Genomic DNA, 16266 nt, shown 5'->3' with positions numbered 1-16266 from the left:
GCCAGCTCCCACAGTTGGATTCGGTTTCTTCAGTTATTTAGGTATTTACGGGACTACCGATGCTATTCAACCAAGCCTCACGCCTGGCCAAGATCACCAGCCCGCTCGGGCCGGATGTGCTGCTGCTCAATGAAATGGGCGGCGGCGAAGAGCTGGGCAGGTTGTTCAACTATGAGCTGCGACTGACCTCTCTGGACGCCAACATCGACCTTAACCAGTTGCTGGGCAAGCCGATGAGCGTTGGCGTGCAGCTGGCGGACGGTGGCGAGCGGCACTTCCACGGCATCGTTGCGCGTTGCAGCCAGAATATCGACCAAGGCCAGTTCGCCAGTTATCAGGTGACCCTGCGCCCATGGTTCTGGCTGCTCAGCCGCACCTCGGACTGCCGGATTTTCCAGAACCTGAGCATCCCGCAGATCATCAAGCAAGTGTTCCGCGACCTGGGCTTCTCCGACTTCGAAGACGCGCTGAGCCGCCCTTATCGCGAGTGGGAATACTGCGTGCAGTACCGCGAGACCAGCTTCGATTTCGTCAGCCGCTTGATGGAACAGGAAGGTATCTACTACTTCTTCCGCCATGAACAGGACCGTCATGTGCTGGTGTTGGCCGATGCTTATGGCGCCCACACCACGGTGCCGGGCTATGCGTCGATCCCGTACTACCCCAAGGACGAGCAGCAGCGCGAACGCGACCATATGCACAACTGGCACCTGGCGCAGGAAGTGCAGCCTGGGTCGCTGGAGCTTAACGACTACGACTTCCAGCGCCCCAGCGCCAGTATCGACGTGCGCTCGGCCATGCCGCGCCCGCACACCGCCGGCGACTACCCGCTGTACGACTACCCCGGCACCTACGTGCAAAGCGCCGACGGTGAGCACTATGCGCGCACCCGCATCGAAGCCCTGCAAACCCTGCATGAGCAGATCGAGTTCAACGGTAATGCGCGGGGCCTGGGCTCGGGCCATTTGTTCAGCCTCACCGGCTTCAGCCGCCAGGACCAGAACCGCGAATACCTGATCGTCGGCTGCCGCTATGCCATCGTCCAGGAAAGCCTGGAAACCGGCGGCGGCTCAGGGTCGGCGCAGTTCGAAAGCAGCCTCACCTGTATTGACGCCCAGCAAAGCTTCCGACCGCTGGCCAGCACCCACCGGCCCATCGTCAAAGGCCCGCAGACTGCGCTGGTGGTCGGTCCCAAGGGCGAGGAAATCTGGACCGACCAGTACGGCCGCGTGAAGGTGCACTTCTACTGGGACCGTCACGACCAATCCAACGAAAACAGCTCGTGCTGGATTCGTGTGTCGCAGTCCTGGGCCGGCAAGAACTGGGGTTCGATGCAAATCCCACGGATCGGCCAGGAAGTGATCGTGAGCTTTCTGGAAGGCGACCCGGACCGCCCGATCATCACCGGCCGTGTCTACAACGCCGAACAGACCGTGCCTTACGACCTGCCGGAAAACGCCACCCAGAGCGGCATGAAAAGCCGCTCCAGCAAAGGCGGCACGCCGGCCAACTTCAATGAAATCCGTATGGAGGACAAGAAGGGGCTGGAGCAGCTGTATATCCACGCCGAGCGCAATCAGGACATCGTGGTGGAGGTGGATGAAAGCCACTCGGTGGGGCATGACCGCAACAAGAGCATTGGGCATAACGAGACGGTGACCATTGGTAATAACCGCACGCGCATGGTCAAGCAGGAGGATGTGCTGGTGGTGGGCCAGCGCAAGACCGACAGCATCAGCCAGAGCTACGTGATTGAAGTGGGGGAAAACCTGCGCCTTGTGTGCGGCGAAAGCATCCTGGAGTTGAATGCCAGCGGGCAGATCAACCTCACTGGGGTGAATATCAGCTTTTATGCCAGCGGCGACGCAGAGTTCAACACCAAGGGTGTACTGCACCTGAACAACGGCCACGGCCCCGGCGCCACCCCCGAGGGCCAGGGCAACAAAAAAAGCATAGACGCCAATATAAAAGCGGTCTTCCCCGCGCCTAAAAGCTCCTGACGAGACCTGTTTGCCATGACGTACCGAATCAACGAATTCCAGTTTCAACTGCCGACCACAGAGCTGCTGGACGCGACGATCAATATCCTCAAGTTCCCCGAGCTAGGCACCTCCTTGATCATCAGCCGCAGCATGCTCACCGAAGGCGAAACCCTGCACAGCAACTTCGACGACCAGCTCAAGCGTCTGGAAAAACAGGTGCAGGACTTGCGCTGCCAGCCCGGCATCGATGTGCGCCTGGGTGCGGCACAGGAAGTCGACGCTATCGAGCTGCGCAGCCAGTTCAACAAGGGCAATGACAAGGTTTTCCAGTATCAGCTGGCGTTGGTAATACCTGGCACCCGCAAGATGCTCGCCTTGAGTTACGTAAAGGCGCAGGCGCTCGGCGATGCCGAGGCGGCGCACTGGGCATTGATAAAAAGCTCGTTGTCGTTCGACGCCATTTCTTGATGAGCCACCTGTATGTCTGACCCGTTATGGGCAGCCCGGATGGGCGATGCGCTGTCCCACACTTCGATGATGGCGGACATCCTCGGCGGTGTGCTGGAGGTGGCGGCCAATATCGCGATCACGGCTGCGGCGACGGTTGCCGTGGTGGCGGTCACCGGTATCACCGTCGCCACAGGCGGGCTTGGGTGCATCCTGCTCGGCGCGGTGGTGGGCACGATTGTCGGCCTGCTGATGAGCAAGAGCGGAGCAGACAAAGGGCTGACCCATTTATGCGACGCTTTTAGCAACGCCCTGTTTCCGCCCACGGTGCAGGCGAACATTCTCACTGGCTCCACCAATACCCTGACCAACAAGATGCCAGCCGCCCGCGCTGCGGGAGCAATCAGCTCCCATGTCGAACCGGCCGGTACCGAGCTGGAAGCCCCCCCGCCCGCACCGGAACCCAGCTTCCTGGACATGGCCGAGGGGTTCTTCTCGCAGATGTGGCGTCCTACCGTTGCCACCCCTGCGCCAGGCGCTGTGCCCAAGCCGTTGGACCTGGTGGTGTGTATGAAGCACCCGCCCATGCCGCCGCAGTTTCTGGCCGAGGGGTCGGAAAAAGTCACGGTCAACGGCCAACCCGCCGTGCGCAGTGGTGATCGCAGTACCTGCGATGCGACGGTGGTGTCGTCTGGGCTGATTTCCTCCAACGTGACCATTGGTGGCGGTTCGGTGGTGGTGCGTGAGATTCGCAGTGGCAAGACGCCTGGCGTCGGGTTGGCGGTTACAGCGCTGTTGATGCTCAAGGGTGGCAAGGGCAAGTTCTTCAGCAAGTTGCCGTGCATGTTGGTCAGCGGCGCCACTTCGATGGCCATCAGCAGCGCGATGGGCGCTGCGGCCAACGCCGCGATGGGCTCGTCGAACCCGGTGCATGCCGCGACGGGTGCGAAGGTATTGGGCGACGTCGACGACCTGGATTTCGTGCTGCCGGGTATCCTCCCGATTGACTGGCAGCGCTTCTACAACAGCCGTGATGAACGCCCGGGCAGCCTGTTTGGCGCCGGTTGGAGCGTGCCCTACGAAGTATGCGTCGACATTCAGCCGCATCCCGAGGGCGGCGAAACGCTCGTGTATACCGACGAGCAGGGCCGGCCCATCGACATGGGCGCCATTCCGTTGGGCGGCGCGGTGTTCAGCGCGGGCGAAGGGCTTGCGGTGCGGCGACACCTTAATGGGCAATTGCTGATCGAAAGCGACGACGGCATGTACCGCTTGTTCGAAGCTGCGCCAGCAAACCCGTCGCAACTGCGTCTGAGCCAACTGGGTGATCGTAACGACAACCGTATCTATATCGACTATGACGAAGCCGGACGTTTGGTGCGCCTGCGCGATACGTTCGATCTGGTTCAGGTTGAGCTGATCCGTGATCAGGGCCATTTGAGCCGCATCGAACGCCTGTACCCGGATCAACGTCGCGAAGTGCTGGTGAGCTATGGCTACGACGCGGCGGGCAATCTGGTGCAAGTGCGTGATGCAACCGATCAAGTGCAGCGGCGCTTTGCCTACGATGCCGGGCGCAGAATGGTGGAGCATCAATTACCCACCGGATTGCGCTGTTTCTATGAGTGGGCGTTGATCGAAGGCCTGGAATGGCGCGTGGTTCGGCACTGGACCGATGAGGGCGACGCTTACCAGTTCGACTATGACCTGCAGGCTGGCCTCACGCGCATCACCGACGGCCTGCAGCGCGTGAGTACGCGGTACTGGAACACTCAGCATCAGATCATTCAATACAGCGACAACCTCGGCCAGACTTGGCTTTTCGAATGGAACGACGAACGTCAGTTGCTCAGCGCGACTGATCCGCTGGGTGGGCGCTATGAGTACAGCTACGACGAGAGCGGCAACGTAATCGGCGAAACCGACCCGTTGGGCCGTAGTGATTCGACCTTGTGGCTGGAGCATTGGGCTTTGCCGCTGGTGGAAACCGACGCTGCCGACAACAGCTGGCAGTATCGCTACGACCCTCGCGGTAACTGCATCGCCGAGACCGATCCGCTGGGTTATATCACCCGCTATCGCTATGACGCCCACGGCCAGGTCGTGGAGATTGTCGACGCCACCGGCAAAAGCAAAAAGCTGCGCTGGAATGCATTCGGGCAGTTGGTCGAGCATATCGATTGCTCGGGCTACCCGACGCGTTTCAGCTACGACGACCGTGGCTATTTGCAGGTCATCACTGATGCCTTGGGTGAACGCACGCAGTTCAGCTACGACGCCCAGGGGCGTTTGCTCAGCAGCCAATTACCGGATGGGCGCACCGAGCAGTATCAGCGCGACGCCAGCGGGCAGTTGGTGGGCTACACCGACCCCGCCGGGCACACCACACTCTACCAACACAACCGGCGAGGCCAGGTACGCCAACGCACCGATGCCCATGGGCGGCAAGTGCAGTTTGGGTATGACAGCTACGGGCGGTTGCAAGCGCTGGTCAATGAGAACGGTGAAAGCTATCGGTTTGCGTGGGACGCCGGGGATCGGCTGACCGAGCAGCAAGACCTCGACGGCAGCGCCAAACGCTACGACTACGACTTGCTCGACAACATCACGACGGTGACTGCTCATCCTGCACCTTATGGCAATGGACTGGCGGTGGTGCCCGAGACGCCACCCGCGCCCATCGTTCATCGGCTGGAGCGTGATGCGGTCGGCCGACTGGTCGCCAAAACCACCGACGGTGGCCGCACCGACTACCGCTACGATGCGGTAGATCAGCTCACGGCTGTGACCTTCACTGATCTGCAAGGCAACGCCCAGGCGCTGGGTTTCGCCTACGACGCCCTCGGCCAGTTGCTTGCCGAACAGAGTGCCGGTGGCAACCTGCAACATCACTACGACGAACTCGGCAACCTGATCCAGACCCAGTTGCCGGACGGCCGCTGGCTCAACCGCCTGTACTACGGCAGCGGCCACCTGCACCAGATCAACCTCGACGGCCAGGTCATCAGCGATTTCGAGCGAGACCGCCTGCACCGCGAAGTGCTGCGCACCCAAGGCCAGCTCAGCACCCGCAGCGAATACGACCGCAGCGGCCGCCTGCGCTCACGTCAGCGCCGCCTGAACAGCCAGCCAACGCTGATGCCCGCAGCGGCGCAAAAGCAGTTCGAATACGACCCCGCCGACAACCTGATCGGCAAACTCGACCAACAACCCGCGGCGCAACATCGCCAACTGCTGCACTACGACGCCACCGGCCGCATCATCGCCAGCCAGGACAGCCTGCACGGGCAGCGCGAAACCTTCGCCTACGACGCCGCCGCCAACCTGCTGGATGGCCCGCAAGCGGGTGCCGGGTTGGTGGTGCATAACAAGCTGCTGACGTATCAGGACAAGCGTTATCGCTACGATGCGTTTGGGCGGATGATTGAAAAGCGCAGCGCCAAGCGAGGGGTGCAGCGGTTTGCGTATGACGCTGAGAGCCGGTTGGTTGAGGTGCGTAATGACGATGGTAGCGTGGTCAGGATGGTGTATGACCCGCTAGGCCGTCGGATAGAAAAAACCGAGCATGGCGGTGATGGATATCCACTGGGGGAAACGCGGTTTAACTGGGACGGCTTGCGGTTATTGCAGGAGCATAAGCACAGTCAGACGAGTCTTTACGTCTATGAAGATGAAGGCTACCAACCCTTGGCTCGCGTTGACGGTGCCGGGCCGTTGCAGAAGATTCGTTACTACCATAACGACCTGAATGGGTTGCCGGAGCAGCTGACAGAGATGGATGGCCACATGCTCTGGCAGGCGACTTATCGGGTGTGGGGCAACACGCTGGAAGAGGTGCGTGAGCCTTATTACATTGAGGAGCAGAACCTGAGGTTTCAGGGGCAGTATCTGGACCGGGAGACGGGGCTGCATTTTAATACGTTCAGGTTTTATGATCCGGATATGGGACGGTTTACGACGCCGGATCCGATTGGGTTGCAAGGTGGCCTGAATCTCTACTTGTACGGCGCAAATCCCTTTACTTGGAGCGATCCACTAGGCTGGGTTCAAACACCGCTGAACAAACCTGGTTTTTATGTATACGGACTCTACGCCCCCAATGCCAAAACACCGTATTACATTGGTCACACAGAGCAACTTCCCGCCGCACGTGAAAAACAGCACGACAGGTCCACACGTCTCGGAAAAGGGGAGCTTAAAGTGTTGAAGGGCCAGGATGGCAAGATGACTTACACTCAAGCCAAGGGCTATGAACAAGCGTATCGCGAGAAATACAAAACGAAGGGCAAATTCCCAGGCAACGTCATTGAACCCATTAATAAAGGCCGCACTGATGCGCGTGGAAAATCTCACTATAAAAACTATAAAGTTGCGGCGAAGGCGCTGGGCCTCAAACCAAGCAAAGTCAAATCCTGTACATAAATGAGGCCATTGCATGAAAACCCTGAAGTCACCTAAACCGGGCGATCTTTTTTATATCCCGGCCCTCAACTCTTCAGATGAGACTGGGTTTGTTATTGCCCGCTATATCGAGCTCATTCCCCCTGCGCTGGGGCATCTGATCGAGGTTTTTGCGAAATTTTATACGCAAATACCCGTGTCATTGAGCGAGGTAGACACCTCCACACGTCTGTTCCGACCGATTTTCTGCAGCATGCTTTTCTCGGAAATTCCTCGATGGAAGATCCTTTTCAGTGATCCGGACTACAAAAAAGAGTCCTCTGGATATGACGAAATTCAATTCGCGTTCGAGTCAGAAATCTGGGTAGGCGGTGTCAGCAAGCCCGCTACAGAGCAACAGCTGAACAACATTGAGCCATCCATCTGCTGGCGCATGCATCACATTATTTTCAGGGTGATCGCACACTTACGTGGAGCGATCTCTGATGCTGAGCCGATGGACTATGAGAAGTTACCCCCCGACTTGCGCATTGATAGCACCATCGCCTCAGAACGAGTAAATAAGGCCGCACTCAGCGCACAAGCATTATTCGCCGCCCAATAAAAACGGGAGAAAAGAGGGCAGGTTTTATGGCTATACCGACCCCGCCGGGCACACCACGCTCTACCAACACAACCGGCGTGGCCAGGTACGCCAGCGCACCGATGCCCATGGGCGGCAGGTGCAATTTGGTTACGACAGCTACGGGCGGCTGCAAGCGCTGGTCAATGAGAACGGTGAGAGCTATCGGTTCGCATGGGACGCCGGGGATCGGCTGACCGAGCAGCAAGACTTCGACGGCAGCGCCAAACGCTACAACTATGACTTGCTCGACAACATCACCGCGGTGACTGCTCATCCTGCACCTTATGGCAATGGACTGGCGGTGGTGCCCGAGACGCCACCCGCGCCCATCGTTCATCGGCTGGAGCGTGATGCGGTCGGCCGACTGGTCGCCAAAACCACCGACGATGGCCGCACCGACTACAGCTACGATGCGGTAGATCAGCTCACGGCTGTGACCTTCACTGATCTGCAAGGCAACGCCCAGGCGCTGGGTTTCGCCTACGACGCCCTCGGCCAGTTACTTGCCGAACAGAGTGCCGGTGGCAACCTGCAACATCACTACGACGAACTCGGCCACCTGATCCAGACCCAACTGCCGGACGGCCGCTGGCTCAACCGCCTGTACTACGGCAGCGGCCACCTGCACCAGATCAACCTCGACGGCCAGGTCATCAGCGATTTCGAGCGCGACCGCCTGCACCGCGAAGTGCTGCGCACCCAGGGCCAGCTCAGCACCCGCAGCGAATACGACCGCAGCGGCCGCCTGCGCTCACGCCAACGGCGTCTTGCGGCTCAGCCATCGTTGATGCCGGCGACAGCGCAAAAACAGTTCGAATATGACCCCGCCGACAACCTGATCGGCAAACTCGACCAGCAACCCGCCGCGCAACATCGCCAACTGCTGCATTACGACGCCACCGGCCGCATCATCGCCAGCCAGGACAGCCTGCATGGGCAGCGCGAAACCTTTGCCTATGACGCCGCCGCCAACCTGCTGGATAGCCCGCACGCAGGCGCCGGGTTGGTGGTGCATAACAAGCTGCTGACGTTTCAGGACAAGCGTTATCGCTACGACGCGTTTGGGCGAATGGTCGAGAAGCGCAGCGCCAAGCGAGGGGTGCAGCGGTTTGCGTATGACGCGGAAAGTCGGTTGGTTGAGGGGAAAAATGGGGACAGATTTATTTCTCATCTCACTCTAGCTCTTAAATAAATGCGTCCCCTTTTCCGCTAACACCTACCCTGCAACAACAACGGAAAAGGAGACAACTTTATTAAACTCAGCAAAATTAAATAAATCTGTCCCCTCCTCCCTTTCTTAAAAAATCTTATTCCGCATCATCCTCTTTATCGATTTCCTTGGCAGCTTTCAATTTTTTAACCATTGTATTCATATACTTGTAGCGCTGCTCAATAGTCTCTACACGAGACTTATCTGTCGGTGCTTGCGAAGATTCAGGTTCGGAATAGGGGCAGTAGACAAGTCCGTATCGTTCAGCGATGCCTTCCATCTGCCCCTCTATTGTGTCCATCCTCTTCTCAAGGCCGGTCAATCGCGCATTGATGTCGGTTGACGCCGCGGGGTCTTTACCTACCGCGTTAGCGTCTGCCCCTTCGTTGATGGACAGAATGGTGTTGGCCAATAACTCTGTTTTTATTTCAGCACCTTCCAGGCGTGCTTCTATTTTTTGTTGATCTGTCGCGGACGGATCTACAGTACTCTTTGTTCCGTCTACGTTCTTTTTCTCTGCGCCGGGCATTTTCGATTGCGCGTCAATTCTATCCGTCATGGCTTTCGACGTTACATGCTGGGCAACGCTGAGTGGAAGGTTGATCAGGGTACTTACACCCGCCTCAACGAACGAGTTTCGCGCCTGAGTGGCCAGTGAGGAGGCAATGGGAGGGAACTGCAAAGCGCCAACAGCCCTGGCGGTATTGGCAGCATTCGCGACACTGCTTGGCCTACTCGCCGAGGGTGCGGGCCTAGGTGGTTTAGGTGGCGCTAGCGGTTTTGGCGGTTTGAGTGGCCTTGTTGCAGGTATTCTGGGGCGAAACCTAAAACCCCTGATCGTTCTATTACTATGCTCCTCAGCGGTACCTTCAGGGTAAGCATTTGGATCTAATGTATGCGCGCCCGGTTTAGTCGGTTGGGAGGACTGATCGAGTAGTCCTGGTGGCACCGGTAGTTTTGGTTGTGCCACATCGACGTTAGTCAGGGGCGGAAGGAGGGGAACATAGGCTTGATTGGATAGTTTCATTTTTTCTCCAAGTAAGTTATCGACTTAAGGAGGGCTCCCTGCAACCTCAGCCTATACGTGGTTGCATAAAGCAAAACCGTTCCAATTCAAATAGCAGCCTAACTCCGTACGCGTGACTACTGCGCTGAATCTGAATATTTAAATAGTTATAAAAAACATCGAGACGACCCGTTGCTTTGCCCCCCACCTTTAGAGCCATTGAAGTGCCGGTGCCATCACCCGCTTTAACGACGCCCAACAAAAATGGGCACCCAACCCAGTCGGCGTGCCCATTTTCTTACCAACCCGCCTCCCTTCAGACGGTCCTGCTATTACGGGTTGACGCTGTCTTTGAGCGACTTGCCCGGCTTGAATGCAACGGTGTTGCTCGCCTTGATTTTCACTGGCTCACCGGTTTGCGGGTTTTTGCCGGTGCGGGCGCCGCGGTGGCGTTGCAGGAAGGTGCCGAAGCCCACCAGGGTGACGCTGTCCTTGCGGTGCAGGGCGCCGGTGATTTCTTCGAGAACGGCGTTGAGGACGCGGTTGGCCTGCTCTTTGGTCAGGTCTGCTTTTTCTGCAATAGCGGCTGCGAGTTCTGGTTTACGCATAAGTGAAGCCTCTTTGACGGTTTTTTGTTGTTATGTCCGTGCTGCTCTCTGGTGGAGCAGCGCCCAAGGCGCCGCAGGCTCTACTCTGCGGCAGACGGGAGTGAGGATGGCATGCCCTCGCACGCTCCGCCAGTCTCGCGGCGACCTTTCTGGGGGTAAGAAGGTGCTGATTCCGACAGAACGACCGGCATTTACGCCAGCAATGGCGGAAGTTCTTTGTTAAGGGCAAGTTTTTCCATGACGGCGCTGCCGGTCAGCGCATAACCCAGCAGGCGGCCGCTGGCGTCGCGGCACAAGGCCTTGATGTCGGCGCCCTGCCCTTCGACGCTCCACACGCCTTCGGTGCCGCGTGGCGGCGGCGATACCACCAGAGGGCAGATCGGGGTTTTGACGGTGATCGGCATCGGCCCATAGCTGACGGCGGTGGCGTTGCCGGCAAGGGTTTGGGCCAGGGCGCGGGCGCAGCTCATCAATGGCATCACGTACAGCAGGTTGAGGCCATCGACCTCGGCGCAGTCGCCCAGGGCGTAGATGTTGGCGTGGGAGGTCTTGAGGTGGCGGTCCACCATGATTCCACGGTTGATCTGCAGGCCGGCGGCAGCAGCCAGGTCCACGCGCGGACGCAGGCCGATGGCCGAGACCACCAGGTCGCAGTGGATCACTTCACCATCCGACAGGTGCGCTTCCAGGCCATCCGCCGTGCGCTGCAAGCGGTTGAGCACCGGGCCCAAGTGGAACCGCGCGCCGAGGCCTTCCAGCCCGGCTTGCACAGCGCCAGCCGCTGCTGGGTGCAGCAGAGTCGGCATGACTTGCTCGCAGGGTGCGACCAGATCAATTTCATAGCCGCCAAGTATCAGGTCGTTGGCGAATTCACAGCCGATCAGGCCCGCGCCCAGCAGCAGCACACGGCGCTTACCGGCAGCAGCGGCACGGAAGCGTGCGTAATCTTCAAGGTCATTGATCGGGAAAATCAGTTCCGCCGCATCGCCTTCTACCGGCACGCGCACGGCTTCTGCGCCCCAAGCCAGGATCAGGTCGCGGTAGGCTACCGCTTCCTCGCCGATCCACAGGCGTTTGTGGCCCGGGTCGATGCCGCTGATGCGCGTGTGGGTGCGCACTTCGGCCTTGAGTTGCTCGGCCATGGCGCCCGGTTCAGCCATGCTCAGGCCATCGGCTTCCTTGTTCTTGCCAAAGCCGGTGGAGAGCATGGGCTTGGAGTAGGAGCGCCCGTCATCCGCGGTGATCAGCAGCAACGGGGTCTCGCTGTCGAGCTTGCGAAATTCCCGGGCCACGTTGTAACCGGCCAGCCCTGTGCCGATGATCACGACAGGTGCGTTCATTCCTTTCTCCTTGTAGTACGTTTCTTAAACCGATGTTTAGCCGATTTCGATCATTTCGAAATCCATTTTGCCCACGCCGCAGTCCGGGCACAGCCAGTCTTCCGGGACGTCCTGCCACAGGGTGCCCGGTGCGATACCGTCATCCGGCCAGCCGTCTTTTTCGTCATAGATCAGGCCGCAGACTACACATTGCCACTTCTTCATTACTTGCTTCCTCAGGGTCCAGGCATCTTGGCCGACGGTCGATAGACCAACGTTGCCGTGCGGCTCAGGGCGTTTTGTACTGATCGGGGCCGGCAGATGCAAGCATGTTCGGCGCAAACGGCCGGTTCAGCCCGGCAAAAGTTCAGGACGCCATGGTAAGCTCGCCGCCTCTTTTACTGCCAAAACTGACTCACCGTGCCGCACTCAATCGCCTGTCCCGATGCTTGCCAATGGCTGACCCAGAGCCTTCTGAGCCCAATGCCCGCGCCATTGACCCTCAACTGGCTGTTCGACGAAGGCTCGCTGACGCGCCGGCTTACGTGGCTTTCCAACGACGGCTTCAGCGTGACGCCACTGTTCGAAGGCTGGCAGCCACTGCGCGAGGATGAATGTGCGGCGTTGGGTATGGCCCCGGCCACGGTCGGCTGGGTACGCGAGGTGTATTTGCGCGGGCATGGCCAACCATGGGTGTTTGCCCGCAGCGTGGCGGCGCGCAGTGCCTTGCAGGGCGATGGCTTGCACATGGACGAATTGGGCAGCCGTTCGCTGGGCGAGTTGCTGTTCTGCGATCAGGCCTTCACTCGCCAGGCGATCGAGGTATGCCATTACCCACGGCAATGGCTGCCGAGCGCCGACCAGGCCGATGGCCTGTGGGCGCGCCGCTCGCGCTTTGATCGCGGGCCGTTGAGCGTGCTGGTCGCGGAAATTTTCCTGCCCAGCTTCTGGCATGCGCTGCATGACCATCCGGAGAACTGCTGATGTATCAACGTCTGCTCAAGTCCTTGAACCGCCTGAACCCCAGGGCGTGGGATTTCATTCAGTTGACCCGCATGGACAAACCCATCGGCATTTACCTGCTGTTGTGGCCGACGCTTTGGGCGCTGTGGATTGCGGGCAAGGGCTCGCCGTCGTTGCTCAATATCGTGATTTTCGTGCTGGGCGTGGTGCTGACCCGCGCCGGCGGCTGCGTGATCAATGACTGGGCCGACCGCAAGGTCGACGGCCATGTGAAACGCACCGAGCAACGGCCGCTGGTGAGCGGCAAGATCAGTTCCAAAGAGGCCTTGGTGTTTTTTGCGGTGCTGATGGGCATCAGTTTTCTGCTGGTGCTGCTGACCAACGCGACCACCATCCTGCTGTCCTTGGGCGGCCTGGCGCTGGCGGCGAGCTACCCGTTCATGAAGCGCTACACCTATTACCCACAAGTGGTGCTGGGCGCGGCGTTTTCATGGGGCATGCCGATGGCATTCACTGCCGAGACCGGGCATTTGCCGGCCACGGCGTGGCTGCTGTACATCGCCAACTTGCTGTGGACGGTGGGCTACGACACGTATTACGCGATGACCGACCGCGATGACGACTTGAAGATCGGGGTTAAATCCACCGCCATTCTGTTCGGCGATGCGGACCGCGTGATCATTCTGACCCTGCAAGGTTTATCGCTGGTGTGCCTGCTATTGGCGGGGCAGCGGTTTGAGCTGGGTGGCTGGTTCCATCTGGGGTTGCTGGCGGCGGCGGGCTGTTTTGCCTGGGAATTCTGGTACACCCGGGACAAGGATCGGATGAAATGCTTCAAGGCGTTTTTGCATAACCACTGGGCGGGGTTGGCGATTTTTGTCGGGATTGTGGCGGATTACGGGTTTCGGTAAGTCAGTGCTGACGCCATCGCGGGCAAGCCCGCTCCCACATTTGGAACGCATTCCCCTGTGGGAGCGGGCTTGCCCGCGATGGTTTCAGCCGCACTGCGTGGTCAGGGCTTGATTACGTGCCACGCCCCGCCCTTGCCATCACCGGTCTTGTCACCCGCCTTCTTGTCATCCTTGTAGGTGTAGACAGGCTTGCCTTTGTAAGCCCACTGACTGGTCTGGTCGTCGCGGGTAATGACTGTCCAATCACCCATCGACTTGTCAGTAGACTCAGCCTTCAGCGGCGGCCAGTTGGTCGCACACTGGTCTTTGCACACCGACTTGCCGTCGGCATCCTTGTCAAAGGTGTAGAGGGTCAGCCCCTTGTGATCCACCAACATTCCGTCGTGAGTCATCGCCGGCTCCGCCGCAAACGCCAGGCCCGGCAGCGTCAACGCCGCCGATACCAACAGGGCTTTCCATGAAACAGTGCTGTAAGTCATCGGAACCTTCCTTTTGTGGTTGTCAGGATTCGGACCCAAAGGGTAGTCCAGAGTGCCGTGAATTGCCCGATCGTCTAAATTACTGTCACACGACTGCAATAATTCCGTTATCTAATGCGGCGCAAGACAGTTAAATGACAAGAGGATTTTGAGCATGGTTGGCAGGAGCATTCTGATCGTTGACGACGAAGCGCCCATTCGCGAGATGATCGCCGTTGCGTTGGAAATGGCCGGCTATGACTGCCTGGAGGCGGAGAACTCCCAGCAGGCCCATGCCATTATCGTCGACCGCAAGCCGGACCTGATCCTGCTGGACTGGATGCTGCCCGGCACCTCCGGCATCGAACTGGCCCGTCGCCTCAAGCGTGACGAGCTGACCGGGGATATCCCGATCATCATGCTCACCGCCAAGGGTGAAGAGGACAACAAGATCCAGGGCCTGGAAGTCGGCGCTGATGACTACATCACCAAGCCGTTTTCCCCACGTGAGCTGGTAGCGCGCCTGAAGGCCGTACTGCGCCGTGCCGGCCCTACCGATGGCGAAGCGCCGATCGAAGTCGACGGGCTGATCCTGGACCCGATCAGCCACCGCGTGACCATCGACGGCAAGCCGGCCGAGATGGGGCCGACCGAATACCGCCTGCTGCAATTTTTCATGACCCACCAGGAGCGCGCCTATACCCGTGGGCAATTGCTGGACCAGGTGTGGGGCGGCAATGTGTATGTGGAGGAGCGCACGGTTGACGTGCATATCCGCCGCCTGCGCAAAGCCTTGGGCGATGCCTACGAGAATCTGGTACAAACCGTGCGCGGCACCGGCTATCGCTTTTCCACCAAAGGTTGAGCCGGCCCTTCCTTTCCTTAACAGCTGACAAGGACGCATGTTTAAGTGAACCAGAACTGGCATGGCACCCTGATTCGCCACATGCTTCTGTTGATCACCGGTTGCTTGGTGGTGGGTTTGATCAGCGGTTATTACGGTTGGAGCCTGGCCGTTGGTATCGGCCTGTACCTGGGCTGGACCCTCAAACAATTGCTGCGCCTGCATGAATGGCTGCGCCAGCACAAACCCGACGAAGCACCACCCGACGGCTACGGCCTGTGGGGCGAAGTGTTCGACAGCATCTACCACCTGCAACGCCGCGACCAAAGGGTTCGCGGGCGCCTGCAGGCGGTGATCGACCGGGTGCAGGAGTCTACCGCTGCGCTCAAAGACGCGGTGATCATGCTCGACAGCGACGGCAACCTGGAGTGGTGGAACCGCGCTGCCGAGACCTTGCTGGGCCTCAAGACGCCCCAGGACAGCGGTCAGCCGGTGACCAACCTGGTGCGCCACCCGCGCTTCAAGGAATATTTCGAGCAGGAAAACTACGAAGAAGCGCTGGAAATCCCCTCGCCTACCAATGACCGCGTGCGCATCCAGCTGTACCTGACGCGTTATGGCAACAACGAGCACCTGATGCTGGTGCGCGACGTGACTCGCATTCACCAGTTGGAACAGATGCGCAAAGACTTCGTCGCCAACGTCTCCCACGAACTGCGTACGCCGTTGACGGTGATCTGCGGCTACCTGGAGACGCTGCTGGACAACGTCGACGAGATCAACCCGCGTTGGAGCCGTGCCCTGCAGCAGATGCAACAGCAGGGCTCACGCATGCAAACCCTGCTCAATGACCTGCTGTTGCTGGCCAAGCTGGAAGCCACCGATTACCCGTCGGACAACCATCCGGTGGCGGTGCAAAGCCTGCTGCAGACCATCAAGAATGACGCCCAGGCGCTTTCCGGCGAGCGCGGGCAACAGATCACACTGGAAGCCGACCCGCAGGTATTGCTCAAAGGCAGCGAAGGTGAGTTGCGCAGCGCGTTTTCCAACCTGGTGTTCAACGCCGTGAAGTACACCCAGGACAAGGGCAATATCCGCATCCGCTGGTGGAGCGATGAGCACGGCGCACACTTGAGCGTGCAGGACTCCGGCATCGGTATCGACGCCAAGCACCTGCCGCGCCTGACCGAACGCTTCTACCGCGTCGACTCAAGCCGCAACTCCAACACCGGCGGCACCGGGCTGGGCCTGGCGATCGTCAAACACGTGCTGTTGCGCCACCGCGCACGGTTGGAGATCAGCAGCGTGCTGGGGCATGGCAGCACCTTTACCTGCCATTTCCCACCGGCGCAGATGACCCGCTCGCGGGTGATCGGCACAGATGAATAACCCGAAAACGACGTAAATCTAAGTGTGGGAGCTGGCTTGCCTGCGATGGCGGTGGGTCAGCTGAAATCACCTCAACTGGCAGGCCGCTATCGCAGGCAAGCCA

The 16266-nt window shown here is 59.3% G+C and carries 13 protein-coding genes and 1 pseudogene; 9 read left to right on the top strand and 5 right to left on the bottom strand.

The window, feature by feature from the left end:
- Window positions 1-59: 59 nt before the first annotated feature.
- From GIW28_RS00595 to GIW28_RS00575, 5 genes and pseudogenes are all read left to right on the top strand, one after another.
- Complete coding sequence (locus GIW28_RS00595) at window positions 60-2000, top strand: type VI secretion system Vgr family protein (protein WP_236445921.1); 1941 nt, start codon at window positions 60-62, stop codon at window positions 1998-2000.
- Window positions 2001-2015: 15 nt separating this feature from the next.
- Window positions 2016-2450 carry a DcrB-related protein gene (locus GIW28_RS00590; protein WP_169988095.1) on the top strand — a complete coding sequence of 145 codons (435 nt, stop codon included), beginning with the start codon at window positions 2016-2018 and terminating at the stop codon, window positions 2448-2450.
- A 12-nt stretch (window positions 2451-2462) separates the two neighbouring features.
- The gene (locus GIW28_RS00585; protein ID WP_236458911.1) at window positions 2463-6851 is read left to right on the top strand and encodes an RHS repeat-associated core domain-containing protein; all 4389 of its coding nucleotides are present in this window, start codon (window positions 2463-2465) and stop codon (window positions 6849-6851) included.
- Between the two features lie 13 nt (window positions 6852-6864).
- Window positions 6865-7434, top strand: a complete 570-nt coding sequence (locus tag GIW28_RS00580) for an Imm26 family immunity protein (RefSeq protein WP_017134641.1) — start codon at window positions 6865-6867, stop codon at window positions 7432-7434.
- Between the two features lie 16 nt (window positions 7435-7450).
- Window positions 7451-8605 (top strand): annotated as a pseudogene (locus GIW28_RS00575) (RHS repeat-associated core domain-containing protein); the annotation flags it as partial.
- Between the two features lie 157 nt (window positions 8606-8762).
- On the opposite strand, the gene GIW28_RS00570 reads toward GIW28_RS00575, so the two are convergent.
- The 4 genes from GIW28_RS00570 to GIW28_RS00555 all read right to left on the bottom strand — a co-directional run bounded on the left by GIW28_RS00570 (window position 8763) and on the right by GIW28_RS00555 (window position 11823).
- Window positions 8763-9224 (bottom strand): type III secretion effector protein, encoded by a 462-nt coding sequence (locus GIW28_RS00570; protein ID WP_099550244.1) that lies wholly within the window; start codon window positions 9222-9224, stop codon window positions 8763-8765.
- Window positions 9225-10003: 779 nt separating this feature from the next.
- Window positions 10004-10279, bottom strand: coding sequence for an HU family DNA-binding protein (locus GIW28_RS00565; RefSeq protein WP_003213368.1), 276 nt, complete (start codon window positions 10277-10279; stop codon window positions 10004-10006).
- Between the two features lie 191 nt (window positions 10280-10470).
- Window positions 10471-11619: an NAD(P)/FAD-dependent oxidoreductase gene (locus tag GIW28_RS00560; RefSeq protein ID WP_017135809.1), complete on the bottom strand. Its 1149-nt coding sequence runs from the start codon at window positions 11617-11619 to the stop codon at window positions 10471-10473.
- A 36-nt stretch (window positions 11620-11655) separates the two neighbouring features.
- Window positions 11656-11823, bottom strand: coding sequence for a rubredoxin (locus GIW28_RS00555; RefSeq protein WP_003213373.1), 168 nt, complete (start codon window positions 11821-11823; stop codon window positions 11656-11658).
- 195 nt (window positions 11824-12018) lie between these two features.
- Between GIW28_RS00555 and GIW28_RS00550 the strand changes: the two genes are divergently transcribed.
- Together GIW28_RS00550 and ubiA are read left to right on the top strand one after the other, a co-directional pair.
- Window positions 12019-12582 carry a chorismate--pyruvate lyase family protein gene (locus GIW28_RS00550; protein WP_099550243.1) on the top strand — a complete coding sequence of 188 codons (564 nt, stop codon included), beginning with the start codon at window positions 12019-12021 and terminating at the stop codon, window positions 12580-12582.
- Window positions 12582-13472 (top strand): 4-hydroxybenzoate octaprenyltransferase, encoded by an 891-nt coding sequence (gene ubiA, locus GIW28_RS00545; RefSeq protein ID WP_017135807.1) that lies wholly within the window; start codon window positions 12582-12584, stop codon window positions 13470-13472. Before GIW28_RS00550 ends, ubiA begins: the two co-directional genes overlap by 1 nt.
- A 101-nt stretch (window positions 13473-13573) precedes the next feature.
- Here ubiA and GIW28_RS00540 read toward each other — a convergent pair whose 3' ends face one another.
- Window positions 13574-13951 carry a COG4315 family predicted lipoprotein gene (locus GIW28_RS00540; RefSeq protein ID WP_017135806.1) on the bottom strand — a complete coding sequence of 126 codons (378 nt, stop codon included), beginning with the start codon at window positions 13949-13951 and terminating at the stop codon, window positions 13574-13576.
- A 154-nt stretch (window positions 13952-14105) separates the two neighbouring features.
- Here GIW28_RS00540 and phoB point away from each other — a divergent pair, with 154 nt between their 5' ends.
- Both phoB and phoR read left to right on the top strand, forming a co-directional pair.
- Window positions 14106-14795, top strand: a complete 690-nt coding sequence (gene phoB, locus GIW28_RS00535; protein ID WP_003195617.1) for a phosphate regulon transcriptional regulator PhoB — start codon at window positions 14106-14108, stop codon at window positions 14793-14795.
- An 81-nt stretch (window positions 14796-14876) separates the two neighbouring features.
- Entirely contained in the window at window positions 14877-16163 is a 1287-nt protein-coding gene (phoR, locus tag GIW28_RS00530; RefSeq protein ID WP_178111008.1) for a phosphate regulon sensor histidine kinase PhoR, read from the top strand.
- Window positions 16164-16266: the final 103 nt, after the last annotated feature.

The sequence above is a fragment of the Pseudomonas sp. PA-5-4B genome, assembly GCF_021606215.1.
Lineage (GTDB): Bacteria > Pseudomonadota > Gammaproteobacteria > Pseudomonadales > Pseudomonadaceae > Aquipseudomonas > Aquipseudomonas edaphica.
The sequence above is the reverse complement of the archived record's forward strand: the minus strand, read 5'-3'. Positions and strand labels throughout refer to the sequence as shown.

Excerpts from the sequence above, each read along its gene's own strand:
- GIW28_RS00580 (WP_017134641.1), top strand. The coding sequence starts at position 6,865 with ATGAAAACCCTGAAGTCACCTAAACCGGGCGATCTTTTTTATATCCCG.
- GIW28_RS00590 (WP_169988095.1), top strand. The coding sequence starts at position 2,016 with ATGACGTACCGAATCAACGAATTCCAGTTTCAACTGCCGACCACAGAG.
- ubiA (WP_017135807.1), top strand. The coding sequence starts at position 12,582 with ATGTATCAACGTCTGCTCAAGTCCTTGAACCGCCTGAACCCCAGGGCG.
- GIW28_RS00555 (WP_003213373.1), bottom strand. The coding sequence starts at position 11,823 with ATGAAGAAGTGGCAATGTGTAGTCTGCGGCCTGATCTATGACGAAAAA.
- GIW28_RS00560 (WP_017135809.1), bottom strand. The coding sequence starts at position 11,619 with ATGAACGCACCTGTCGTGATCATCGGCACAGGGCTGGCCGGTTACAAC.
- phoB (WP_003195617.1), top strand. The coding sequence starts at position 14,106 with ATGGTTGGCAGGAGCATTCTGATCGTTGACGACGAAGCGCCCATTCGC.
- GIW28_RS00585 (WP_236458911.1), top strand. The coding sequence starts at position 2,463 with ATGTCTGACCCGTTATGGGCAGCCCGGATGGGCGATGCGCTGTCCCAC.
- phoR (WP_178111008.1), top strand. The coding sequence starts at position 14,877 with ATGCTTCTGTTGATCACCGGTTGCTTGGTGGTGGGTTTGATCAGCGGT.
- GIW28_RS00595 (WP_236445921.1), top strand. The coding sequence starts at position 60 with ATGCTATTCAACCAAGCCTCACGCCTGGCCAAGATCACCAGCCCGCTC.
- GIW28_RS00565 (WP_003213368.1), bottom strand. The coding sequence starts at position 10,279 with ATGCGTAAACCAGAACTCGCAGCCGCTATTGCAGAAAAAGCAGACCTG.
- GIW28_RS00540 (WP_017135806.1), bottom strand. The coding sequence starts at position 13,951 with ATGACTTACAGCACTGTTTCATGGAAAGCCCTGTTGGTATCGGCGGCG.
- GIW28_RS00570 (WP_099550244.1), bottom strand. The coding sequence starts at position 9,224 with ATGACGGATAGAATTGACGCGCAATCGAAAATGCCCGGCGCAGAGAAA.